8 protein-coding genes are annotated in these 13393 nt (G+C 23.5%); 3 read left to right on the top strand and 5 right to left on the bottom strand.

The genetic code is table 4. From position 1 onward, the window contains the following. Positions 1-52 precede the first annotated feature (52 nt). Positions 53-895: a hypothetical protein gene (locus MCAV_RS00340; RefSeq protein WP_391591913.1), complete on the top strand. Its 843-nt coding sequence runs from the start codon at positions 53-55 to the stop codon at positions 893-895. Between the two features lie 46 nt (positions 896-941). After that, positions 942-1766, top strand: a complete 825-nt coding sequence (locus MCAV_RS00335; RefSeq protein WP_391591912.1) for a Cof-type HAD-IIB family hydrolase — start codon at positions 942-944, stop codon at positions 1764-1766. A gap of 18 nt (positions 1767-1784) precedes the next feature. Here MCAV_RS00335 and mutM read toward each other — a convergent pair whose 3' ends face one another. From mutM to dnaE, 3 genes are read right to left on the bottom strand one after another with little or no spacing between them, the layout of a single operon-like run. Next, complete coding sequence (gene mutM / locus MCAV_RS00330) at positions 1785-2624, bottom strand: DNA-formamidopyrimidine glycosylase (protein WP_391591911.1); 840 nt, start codon at positions 2622-2624, stop codon at positions 1785-1787. 5 nt (positions 2625-2629) lie between these two features. Next, entirely contained in the window at positions 2630-3523 is an 894-nt protein-coding gene (locus tag MCAV_RS00325) for a 5'-3' exonuclease H3TH domain-containing protein (protein ID WP_391591910.1), read from the bottom strand. Beyond that, entirely contained in the window at positions 3516-6428 is a 2913-nt protein-coding gene (dnaE, locus tag MCAV_RS00320; RefSeq protein WP_391591909.1) for a DNA polymerase III subunit alpha, read from the bottom strand. The genes MCAV_RS00325 and dnaE overlap by 8 nt, the downstream gene beginning before the upstream one ends. Before the next feature lie 297 nt (positions 6429-6725). Here dnaE and MCAV_RS00315 point away from each other — a divergent pair, with 297 nt between their 5' ends. Further along, positions 6726-7949 (top strand): hypothetical protein, encoded by a 1224-nt coding sequence (locus MCAV_RS00315; RefSeq protein ID WP_391591908.1) that lies wholly within the window; start codon positions 6726-6728, stop codon positions 7947-7949. 4 nt (positions 7950-7953) lie between these two features. On the opposite strand, the gene MCAV_RS00310 is transcribed toward MCAV_RS00315, so the two are convergent. Then, the gene (locus tag MCAV_RS00310; RefSeq protein ID WP_391591907.1) at positions 7954-12291 is read right to left on the bottom strand and encodes a PolC-type DNA polymerase III; all 4338 of its coding nucleotides are present in this window, start codon (positions 12289-12291) and stop codon (positions 7954-7956) included. An 18-nt stretch (positions 12292-12309) separates the two neighbouring features. After that, positions 12310-13389: a phosphatidate cytidylyltransferase gene (locus MCAV_RS00305; RefSeq protein ID WP_391591906.1), complete on the bottom strand. Its 1080-nt coding sequence runs from the start codon at positions 13387-13389 to the stop codon at positions 12310-12312. Positions 13390-13393 lie beyond the last annotated feature (4 nt).

Raw genomic sequence — 13393 nt, 5'->3', positions numbered from 1 at the left:
TATTTACAATCGCTTAAAAACTTTTAAATTAAATTAGAAAAGGATTCATTGAATGGTTGAAAAAATAAATAAAAAACGTGGTAAATTAGTAAGCAAAACTAGTAATTCAAATAATGAATCAAATTATCAAATTGATTTTAATGATATCAATCATAATGAAATTAATTTAATTCCAGAAACAAATGATACTAAACATTTTTTTATTAGTTATGTAATGTTGAAAATTCAGTGTGGCGATTGAAAAATTGGTAAAAATATTATTTCTGAAAAAAGTTTGTCAGAAAAATTAGGAATCACTAAAACTCGTTGTCATTTTTTACTAAGTCGATTAGAAAAAAGTAAAATTTTAAAACCAGTTCGTTGTAAATACTGAATTGTTGATGATTATTTAACAAATAATAGTATTTTAAGTTTAGATCCTCCTTCAAAAAACCCTTATTATTTTCATGTTTCAGTAAGTAAAAAATGATTAAAAAACATTAATGAACTACTAAAAGATTCAAATGTTTTTAATGATTTTCTTCAACCTAATACAGTTTTAAATTTTGATGAGTTTTTCTATTGCAAAAAAATCTTTTATGAAAAAGAAAAGGGTGAAAAAACCCGAATTTTTAAAATGGGTTTTGCTGAAAAACTATTTTTTAATTGAGATAAAAATTTAATTAAAAATGATATTTTAAAATTTTTAGCAGTTAATGGACATATTGTTTTACGTTGTAATACGAAAATTGTAATTTGTAAGGACAATGATTCAAATATAACTGATTTTGATCCTGTAATCTATATTTATAAAGCAGTATATAATCAAAATAATGATTTAATTATGATTAGTCGGGATTCACATAGTCGTTTAAGTGAAATTAGTATTTCAACAATTAGTGAAGCTATTTATTAAAAATTTTTAAAATGATTAAATATTTTATAAAATTGATATAAAAAATATGGAAACAAAAATTAAGTACATTTATTTTGATCTTGATGGCACGATTTTAGATCGTAATAAAACATTAAGGTTTAATTTAGTTGAAAAAATTTTTAAAATTCGTAATCAATATAATATTAAATTTGGAATTGCTACTGGTCGACATTATTTAATGGTTAAATATGTTGCTGCAAAAATTCTTCCTGAATTACCAACAATTACTAATAATGGTGCAAGCATTTCTTATTCAGATTTTAAACATATTGATATTGCTAAAATTGCTCCTACTGATGTTAGTAAACTAACTTCTTATTTACAATCATTGCAATGTGATTTTTTTATTTTCAGTTCTCAACGACTTTATTCTAATAATTTAAAAAACTGAAGAATTAAACAATTAAATGAAGCTGCAGTTAAAAATAATTTAGGAACACTAATGTGAAAATATTTTCCTTTAGATCAAGAACTAATTTCTCGTGATGGGGTTTTAAAATTTTTAGTCTGTACTGCTGAAAAAAATCCAATTGTTAAAAACTATGTTAAAAAAAATTTACCTAATTTAGAATGCTTAACTTCTGAAAGTGATATTTTAGATATTTTTTGTAAATCAGTTGATAAATATTTTTCAATTCAGTATGTCATTGAAAAACTTGATGCTGATATGGATGAAGTACTTTATTTTGGCGATAGTGAAAATGATTATATGTGCTTAAAAGAAATTAAAAATAGTGTCTATGTTGGTAGAACTAGTTGTGAATTAGCATCAGTTGCAACATATATTACTGATCCTGCTGATCAAGATGGTGTTCTTAAATTTTTAAACGAACATTTTCCTGATCGATAAAGATGATAATTTAAGTAATTAAGTTTTTCAAACTTGACATTGATCACATAAATAAGTACCACGATTATTAACTTTAATTTTATTAATTTTAGTTTGACAATGATGACACTTTAAACCTTTACGGGTATGCACTTTCAAACGATTTTGATATGTGCCTGATTGATTGTGTTTGTATTGAAAACTTAAAATAGTTGTACCATGATGTTTAATTGCACTTTTAATAATTGATTTTGCTGCTTTAGTAATCATTTTAAAATCAGCATCATTAAGATTTTTAACTAAAGTTTTAGGATGAATTTTAGCAGCAAACAAAATTTCATCAGCATAAATATTACCAATTCCAGAAATTTTGGTTTGATCTAATAAAACCGTTTTTACACTACGATTTAGTGATTGAGATAATTGGTTTTTAACATATTTGACATTAAATTTAGTTTGAGTTGGATCTAATCCTAATTTAGCTAATTCTTTTTGTGCTAAATAATCTTTTTGATCAAATAAATGAACTGTTCCAAACCTGCGCATATCATGATATCTTAGTTCATAATGATTATCAAATTGAATTTTAAATAAAACATGTTTTTGATCATAAGGTTGATCTTGGTGTTGATAGAATGGTTTACCTTCCATTCTTAAATGTAAAACCAAAACTTTTTGATTACTTAAATGAAAAATTAAGTATTTACCAATTCTAGTTAAATCAGTAAACTGAAAATTAATTAGGTTTTTTGCAAATTGTTGATAACTAATGTTTTTTAAAACTTTAGGACAATTCAATTGCAAACCAATAATTTTATGATTAGTAACTAATGGTTTTAAATGATTAATAAAAACTTGAACTTCTGGTAATTCAGGCATAAAAATTAAAAAAATTTTTTTAAATTAATTAAATGATATTGTTTAAGAAAATGATCAACTGCTTCAGTTTGATCTGGTTTTAGTAAATAATATTCTAGTTGTTTTGGAATTGTGACATCTTTTAGAATTGTTGCTAATTTTAAAAACAATTCAATTTGGTTTTTATGATTAATTAAAGTTGTTTGTAATTTAGTTGGCAATTGGTTTAAATTATCAAATAATTGTTCAATATTGTGATGTTCTTTAATTAACTTAATTGCTGTTTTAGGTCCAATATTACTTACGCCCTTATAATTATCACTACTATCACCAGCTAATGCTTTAACATAAATCATTTGATCAGGATTAATGCCATCATTCATAGTAGCAAAATTTTGATAATTATAAATTTTAATATCAGAAACACCTTTTTTTAAAATATTAACAGTAGTAAACTGATTGACTAATTGTAATAAATCACGATCAGAAGTAAAAATGTCAACATTAATTTTTTCTTGATTACAAAATTGAGCAAAACTACCAATAATATCATCAGCTTCAAAATTATCAAGCGCAATAATTTTAAAACCTAAAAGTTCTAATGCTTTTTGAATAATTGGTAGTTGATTAACTAAGTCAGGTTCCATTGTTTTACGATTAGATTTATAATCAGTAAACAATTCTGTACGAAATGATTTGCGTGATAAATCAAAAGCAACTAGACCATAATCATATTGTTTTAATTTTAGTAATGAACTTACCATAATAATCATCATTCTAACAGCATTAGTTGGCACTCAATTATTTTTGGAATAAGTTGCTAATTGTGATCAAGTAGCAAAATAAGCACGATAAATTAGTGATAAACCATCAATCACAATTGCTTTTTTAGTACTAAAAATTTCTTGATATTTATTCATGAATGATCTTTTTAATTTCTTTAATTCGAATTCGGTCTTTATTTTTAGATTCAAATGTTAAAATGCACACTTCTTTAGTCAAGTTTGCTTCTAAAAATAAATTTTGGTTGTGACCAAAATAAGGATAGCGTTTACCATTTTGTGATTCGTCTGAAACATAAACTCATAACATTGATTTATTGTTTTTTGTTTTAGCTTCTTTGACATTTTCAATTACAACTAAATAATCTTCATAGATTGTTTTTTGATTAACTAATTGGTTTAATTTAGTTTGAATTTTAGTTTTAGTTCTAAAGTTTTTCACTTTATGATCTTGAAAAGAATAACCTAATAAATTTTGTTGGTATTCATTATATTTAATTTTTGCTTCTTGAGTCATAATTGGATATTCCATATGATCCATTAAGTTATTTTCTAATTTTAATTGAAAAGCAGGTTTAGTTAGATTTTCAATTAAATAATCAACATATAAATTATTTTGTCCACTAGTAAATAATTGATTAAAACATCCTGCATGATTTAGGATTTTTAGAATACTAGGATTAATTCCATTTTTTAGTAAATGTAAAAGTGTGTCATTTAAATCAACAAATAATTGATTTTTCATCATTTTTTTAATCTTTAAAATCTTTTTAATTGATTCACTACCTAAACCTTTAATGGCACTAAAACCAAAATAAATTTGATTATTATTAATTACAAAATCAGCTTGAGAATAATTAATATCTGGTGGTAATACAACATAATTTAATGCTTGAATTTGATTAATACAAAGATTAATATCACCTGTAGAACTTAGAAGCATACAATAAAATTCTAGTGGATAATAATAACGCAATCAAGCTAATCAATATGAAACAATAGCATAAGAAATTGAATGAGAATGATTAAAACCATAATTAGCAAACTGATAAATAAAATCTCAAATTTTTTCTAAAGATTTTTGATCATAATCATTTTTTAATCCTTGTTGAAAAAATTGATCTTTTAATGCTATTAATTTTGCTTCTTCTTTTTTAGCAATTGATCATCGAAACAAATCAGCCTGTGCTAAATCACAATTAGTGACAGCAACAACTACAGCAATTAATTGTTCTTGATAAACAATAAATCCATATGTTTGATCTAAAATTTGACTTAATCTAGGATGTAATGGTGGGTTTTTTTGCTGATTAAAGCGACATTTAAGAAATTCATTAATATGCTTTTGTGGACCAGGACGAAATAAAGCAGAAATTAAGGAAAGATCTTCAATTGTTTTTGGTTTGAATTGCATTGTTAGTTTTGTCATTCCTTCACTTTCTAATTGGAAAATACCAGTAGTACCATGAGTTAGTAATGAAGCAAAAACTTTTGGATCATCTAAAGCAATCGTTTCAATAAAAATAATTTCATTTTTATGATGGTGAATTAATTTAATCACATCAGAAATTAAACTTAAGTTTCTTAATCCTAATAAATCCATTTTCATTAAACCAACATCTTCAAGATATTCCATACTATATTGGGTTAAATTTAAATTAGCAGCATTTTTAATCACAGGAATTTTTTCACCAAATTTTTGGTTTGATAAAACTACACCAGCTGCATGAATGCTAATTTGTCTTGGAGTATTAATTATTTTTAAAGCTAAGTTAAATAATTTAGGATAGAGTTTGTAATAAATTTCTAATGCTTTAACTTCTTTAATTGCTAATGCTAAATTTTCATTATAGGCTAAAGGAATTGTTTTAGCAATTTGATCAACAGTTTTTAAATCAATTGCTAAAATTCGACCAATATCACGAATTGCACTTCTAGCCTTAATGGTTTGAAAGGTAATAATTTGAGCAACATAATCATTAGAATATTTTTCAAATAAATATTGAATTACTTCTTCACGCCTTGTATCCATAAAATCAATATCAATATCAGGCATATTAGTTCTTGCAGGATTAAGAAAGCGTTCAAAATATAAGTTATAAACTAAAGGATCAACTAAAGTAATTCCTAACACATATGCTACTAATGATCCAGCAACTGAACCACGTCCAGGACCAACATAAATTCCTTGGTTTTTTGCAAAAGAAACATAATCATGAACAATTAAAAAATAATTAGCAAATTGCATTTGATTAATAATTGTTAATTCATAATTTAATCGTTGAATGTATTTTTCTTTTTGAGCAATTGTTAGTTTTTTGTTTTGAAAAACAATTTTTTCTAAACCAAATTTAGCTAAATTAATTAAATAATTTTCAGCACTAATTTTATTTGGTGTAGGAAAATTTAAAATTTGTAATTTTTGGTTTAATGAAAATGATTGACACTGATTTAAAACTTGAAATAAATTTTGTACTCCTAGATCATTAAGATCAATTAAATCTTCTTGATTTAAATAATTTTTAGTTAGATAATTTTGATTAATTAATTCTTGTTCTAAAGTAGTGTTATTTTTAATTGCAATCATTGCACAATAAGTTTGATAATCTTCTTGATTAAAAAACAAATTTTTACGCAAATAAATTCTTTTAGGACTAGTTGGATGATCAGCATAATAAACATCTAGCTGATCATTTTCAAATGTTCCTTCACTAACAATAACAACTAAATCTGTCAATCATTGCAGATCAAATTGATCATGACTAGAAATTTTAATTAAATTATTAAAACCATTTTTATTTTTTGCCAATAAAATTAATTCAGCTTGATTTTGATAATTAATCACTAATCCAAAAATTGGTTTTAAATTATTTTTAATTGCTTGATTATAAAATTCAATATAACCAAACATGTTTTTATAATCAGTAATTACTACACTTGTATGTTGATGAGTAATAGCATGTTGAATGATTTGTTCAATTTTTAAACTAGAAGATAATAAACTATACTGACTAACATTATAAATCGAAGGTAAAAACGGCATATTTTAATAACTTTTTAATTGTTTTTAGAAGGAAATAAATTTTAGTTTAAGAAGATTTTAATTAATTAAATTATAAAGTGATTTTAATTAAAAATTTAATGATAAAACCCACAAATCAATTAACTTTAATAAGATTAAAATTTTTAAGATCACTTTTTTTTAGTATAAAATCATTATATTGTTGTGTAATTATGTGAAATTTTTATTGATTTGATAACTAATAATTTGCCCTAGTTTTTAGAAAAATCATTTTGAATTTTGGAATAAAAATTAAATGTAATTAAAGGCTAATTGAAGTTGAAAAACGCTTTGTGTTTCAAGAAATCGATTAAAACGATTAGAAAATTAGAAGAAATTAAAATCCGCGAAAAAAATTTTTATTCATATTCTGCTTCTGAAGTTTTTTATTTAGTCATTGGTTTTTTAAATCAAAAAGAAAAAAAGTGAATGACTAAGTTTAGGATTTTTTTAAATTTACACCATCGAATCATGGTGAAAATGAATGATGTTTTTAAAGATGAATTAGATGTTGAATTAAAAAATCATTGCTTCTGTCCTAAAAGCCTTGCTAAATTTGTAGCTGCTTGATGGTTTTTATCAATTGATAATTATCATGAAGATTTAATTTTATGTGACATTAATAAAAAATGATGTCACCAACACCAATTAGAACGATGGAATTATATTAACTTTTCAATCACCTATGCTCATCGATTTCTTAATTATGATTCTACTAATTATTATCAAAAATTTAATGAACAAGATTTAATTAATGGTAATCATTTTAATGACATTTTAAAAAATAAATTTAATTTTGTGATTAATGAACTTAAAATCAATCATCAAAATAAAAAATTAATTGCTAATTTTGAAACAATTTTTCTAAAAAAATTTTACCAAAAATGTCGTTTGAATCAAAACTCATCTTACTATTGCCAACATTATCAATCGTTTGATAAAAGTTTACAAATTTGTCTTTATAACTTATTAACTAATAAAGAAATTGATTATTTAATTAATGAACCAATTATTGATAATCAGTTATTGAACGATTTAATTATTTTTGATCGTGCTTATTTTGAACGTTATGATTTTTTAGATAATTTTAAAAAATATGATGATTTAATTTTTAACCGTTTAAAACATTTTTTAGCTGAAAATATTATTCAATCATATGCTCAAAAAATTTTTAATGTTTATATTTTTGTTGATTTAGTTTTTAATGGAATTTTAGAAATTGAATATTTAGTTAAAAAATTATTTCCTAATGCAAGAATTTATGTGACTCGAATTAATTTTCTAGAAGTATTTTTAAAGAAAAAAGATTTGAAATTCGACTTAGTTTTATTACCTAAGTTTTTGTATGAAAAAATTCAAATTAATGAATTAAAACACAACCAATTAATTGTGTATGAATTAGGGAAAATTAAGTTAAATTCACATAAATATTTAGTGCAATTTCAAACAGAAATTTTAAAATTTTTATTATACAATTCTCATTATTTAAAAACTAATGATTAGTTTTTTAAACATCAAAAATTGAAATTTGATTAGTATCACTTAATTTATCAACAATTTTTAATTGTTCAAAAACTCCCATTAAAGTATCTGAAATTTTAGTTCTTAATTTTAAATCTTTTTTAGAAATAAATGGTTTAATTTTTCTTTGCTCAACAATGTTATTAGCCATAATTTGTCCTAAACCATCAATGGCATTAAAAGGAATTAAAATTTTATTTGTTTGATTTAAAGGAACAAAATCAACACTTTCAGATTTTGCTAAATCAATGTTAGCAAAATAAATTTTTCGCGCTAACATTTCAAGTGCAACTTCATAAACTGTTAATAATTTTTTTTCTTTAGTTTTAACACTATCACGTTCAGTGAAATTTTTAGAATTCATTCTTCTTTTAATATCACGATATTTATCACGAATTAATTCAGGATCATTTTTAATTAATAATTCAATATCAAAAGAATCATTGCGAATACTAAAATAAGTTGCATAATATTCTTTTGGATAATAAAGTTTATAAAATGCTAATCTTCATGCCATTAAAACATATGCAGCTGCATGAGCTTTAGGAAACATGTATTTAATTAAATTAGCTGAATCAATGTATCATTGAGGAACATTATGTTCAATTAAAGTATTAATAGCATTAATAGGAATTTGTTTACCCTTACGAACACTTTCCATAATATTAAATGCTAATAATGGTTCGATTTTTTGATTAATTAAATAAATCATAATGTCATCACGACAACTAATAATTTCATTTAATTTCAAATTATTTTTTTTGATTAAATTTTCAGCATTATTAGTTCAAACATCAGTTCCATGACTTAATCCAGAAATCCGAATTAAATCAGCAAAACTATAAGGATTAGCATCACGTAACATGCCCCGCACAAATTGTGTTCCAAATTCAGGTAAACCAATTGCTCCTGTAGTTTCATTTAAAATTTGACTAGGATAAACATCCATCACCCGACAATCAGTAAATAATGCTAAAACTTTAGGATCATGATTAGGAATTGTTCTAGGATCAATTTTGGTTAAAGTGTGTAACATTCTTAAAAAAGTAGGATCATCATGACCTAAAATATCAAATTTTAATAAACTATCATGTAAATAATCATATTTTAAATGAGTTGTTTTTCAATCACTTGCTAAATCATCAGCTGGAAAGTTAATTGGTGTAAAATCATAAACTGAATATTCTTTAGGAATGACTAAAATGCCTCCAGGATGTTGCCCTGATGTTCGTCTAACATCAATAATTTGATTAACAATTCATTCTAATTGTCCAACAGTTGGCTCAGTTTTAATTAATTCATAATAGTTACGTGCAAAACCATAAGCAGTTTTTAGAGCAATCGAACTTGTTGTTCCAGCACGAAAACATGATTCAATTCCAAACATTTCGCGTAAAAAATTATGAGCTTTTAATTGGTATAAACCTGAAAAATTTAAGTCAATATCAGGAATTTTATCAGCATTAAAACCCATGAAAGTTTCAAAAGGAATATTATGACCATCCCCATAAATTTTAGTTTGACATTTTGGACATGATTTAGGTTCTAAATCAAAACCAGAATTAGCAAAATGATGATCAAATTCTAAATACTGACAATGATGACAATAATAATGTGGTGGTAAAGGATTAACTTCACTAATATTTAATAAATATGCAATTAAACTTGAACCCACTGATCCACGTGAAGCAACTAAAAAACCATCTTCAATTGATTTTTTTACTAATAAATAACTAGCTCAGTAAATAATTGTGAAATTATGAGTTGTAATTGCATCTAATTCACGATTAAAGCGTTTAACTAAAAATGGATCAGGATTTTTGCCATATTTCTTTTGAAAATTATTTTTAGCAGTATTAATAAAATTGATTTGATCATTATCTAAATTAGGAGCACATAATTTTGGTTTAATAATTTGAATCTGATCATCAACTTGATCAACTAGTGATTGATTATTTTTTAAAATTAAATCATCCATTGCTGCTTTTGATAAATTCAAAAACTGCATTTCACTAATTAGTAAATCAGTTGTGCGATACTGATAATCAGGTAAAACTTCATTTGATTTTTGATAACTAAATAATTTGTGATTAATTGAACCAATTTGTTTAGCATGAACAATAGCACTATATTGATTTTGATTTTCAGGATTTAAATATTTAACCATTGCTGTAGCAATTGGTTTTTTATTAGCTGCAATTGTTCATTGATAAAACAATTTAATTGCTTTTTGTACTTGTGCTAAAGTGTAATTATCACGATTAATTTCATGAGCAAAAGTTTGTGGTGGAGGAATAAAAACATAATCATAATTTTTAATTTTTGCACTAAAAGCAGCATGATTATTCATTAAAACATCATTTCATAATTCTGAATTATCAACTGCATTAGTAACAATTAAATTATCACGTTTTTGATTAATGATGTTTCAATTAACTGTAGCAATTCTATAAAAATATTCTGTATGTGCTAATGATAATAAGTAATATAAATCACGAATCCCAGCTTGATTTTTAGCATAAACACAAATTGTATTACTAAAGTTTCTTTTAATTAATTCTTTTGATTGTAATTTAAGATTTAATTGATTAAAATCATCATTTAAATCAATTTGATAATTAGGAAAGAAATCAAATAATTTAAAAAAAACTTCTGCTAATTTTTCAACATCAACATCAGCTCTATGAGCAACAGTTTCATCATACTGAATCTCTAAACGCTTACATAAAGAACCTAAATTATGACTTCTTTCATCACTAAAAATAGCCCGTGATACTTGTAGTGTATCAATTAAAGTATTACTTAATGGTTTTAAATTGTTTTCAATTAATTTAGCATTTAAAAAAGGTAAATCAAAATTAATACCATTATGAGCCACTAGAACACTATCACCAATAAAATCTAAAAACTGTTTTAAAGCAAGATCAATTGGTTGACCTTTTTGATCAAGCATTTCATTACTAATTTTAGTTAATTCTTGAATGAAAGGTTTAATTTTTTGGTTTGTTTGAATAAAAGTTTGATAACTATCAACTTTAATGTGATTATCAAATTTAGTTACAGCAATTTCAATAATATCATCAAACAAAGCATTCAAACCAGTTGTTTCAATGTCAAAAATACAATAACTAACTTCTGATATTTTTTCAGTTTTATTGTCACAATTAATTGCAATGGCAATTGGTGTGTTTAAAATTTCTAATTCCACACCATAAATTGGTTTAATTTGATATTTTTTTGCTAGTTTTTCAATTAAAGGATATTCTGTTACAGCATTTCAATCAGTAATTCCTAAAGCTTTATGTTGATAGAAACTAGCAGTTGCTAAAAAATCTTCATAAGTGAATAAACCATCATGAGATGATGATTTGGTATGTAAACTTAAATTAGCAAATTGGTTAGGATATGATTCTTTTTTAGTAATAGTTTGCTTAAGATCAACAATAACAAAATCATCAACTAAATAATCACTTGATTTAGCATCTTTAGCATCACTTACTGAAAATTTTTTAATTTGAATTCAATCATTAGTTTTTAGTTTTTTAAAACAATCTTTAGTTAATAATTTATTTGCTAGTAAACATGCATAAAATAAATTATCATTTTTAATTTGTAAAATAATATTTTTGGATTTATTAAAATTAATTTTAGTTTCAATTTTTCAAACTTGATAAAATTTTTCAGATGATAATGGTGCGATTTTCAATAATGGAATTGATAATGTTACATCTGATACTTCATTCTCAACTTCTAGTTTAACTGATTCAGTAGTTGGTGTTTTTTCTTCTTGATCAAATGAACAAACAAAATTGATATTTAAATTATTTTTATTAAAAAATAATGATAAAAACTTATTAATATCAGAATGAACGAATTGAAAACCTTGATAAGAATTTTGATTATCAAAAACAAATGTGACTAGATCATTTTCTAACTGAATTTTTTGAGTTGCTAAACTTAAAGTTAAAGGGTTATTAGGAAATTGATCTAATAAATATAGTTCTAAAATATTGCTAATTGTTTTTGGATTAAAAAGGTTTTGAGTATTTCAACTAAAACAAATTTTTGTTTGATCTAAACATAAATGATTTTTATGCATTAACAAAGTTTTAAAAGTTTGATAAACAGGAAGTTCATCAAACTTTAAATGAAAGTGAATTTCGTTAAATTTTTTTGCTTGAAAATAAATTGTTGCAACTTTTGTTAAATCATCAAAATCACTAGTTTTTAGAATACATAATTCTTGAGTAAGATATTTTTTAATAATATTATTGTAATTAACTAATGATAATAATGTGTCTTTATAATTTCAAAAATTATTCATGTTATTTAATGACTGATCCTATTTGAAATCAGTAAAAAAAATTATATTATTCAATAGATTAAAAATGAAAAAATAATTAAAGGCAAAAATAATCGAATCAAAACGATCAAATAAACCACCATGTCCAGGTAATAATTTAGCATAATCTTTAACATTAATCCAACGTTTCATTTGACTAAAAAATAAATCACCAATCGTACTTAATAGTGAAATGATAATTAAATTAATTGTAATCACAACTCATCAAATAAGAATATTATTTCTTGTTGGATTAAGCGATCAAAAATTATTAAAAACTGCTGTTTGCAAATTAGCATTTACTGTATAAATAATTAAACTCAAAATACTTATTGCAACTACAATTGCAACTAAATTTCCTGCAATAAAACCAAATAATGTTTTATTAGGACTAATATTTTGAAAAATTTTTCTTTTTCCAAATAATGATCCAAAAATATAAGCACAACTATCATTAACAGTTGGAATTAAAATTAATAAAAATAATACTACTCATGAATTAATAATGGCAACATAATAAAAAGCATTTCAAAAAATAAATGCTAACATGCTAATTACTAAAAAAACAATTCGATTATTTTTTGCTGGTTGATTAAAATTTTGAATTAATCAAATAATCATAAAATAGCAGCAACTAATAATGACTAAAACTAAAAAAAAGATTAGAAAAAAAATATTAGTAATTAACTGATTAAAAACAAGAATTTTAAGTAAAATCAATCAACTAGGAATAAAACCAATTAAATAATGATTTAATGATAAGCAAACAAAATTAATTGATTTAAAACTAAATTTTCTTTTTTGATCTAAAATGCGATCAATTTCAATAATTCCAAAAAAACTAATGAAATTAATAATTAGCATTAATAAAGTACTAGTGGTTTTTCTAAGATTATTACTAACACTAACTCAATCAGTTTGATTAGTTTGATTAAGCAAAAAAGCATTATTGGATAAAACAGTTAAAACTAAAATTATGATAACAAAAAAAATTAAAAAAAAGGCAGTTATTGAGCGAATAATTGCTGTTTTTAATTGAGGGTTTTTAATTTGATTTAACTTTTTTATCACTAAATTCATAAGA

This window comes from [Mycoplasma] cavipharyngis, from assembly GCF_042984175.1.
Classification (GTDB): domain Bacteria; phylum Bacillota_I; class Bacilli_A; order Mycoplasmatales; family Mycoplasmoidaceae; genus Mycoplasma_N; species Mycoplasma_N cavipharyngis.
Note: the sequence above shows the minus strand (reverse complement) of the source record. Positions and strands in the feature narration are given on the sequence as shown.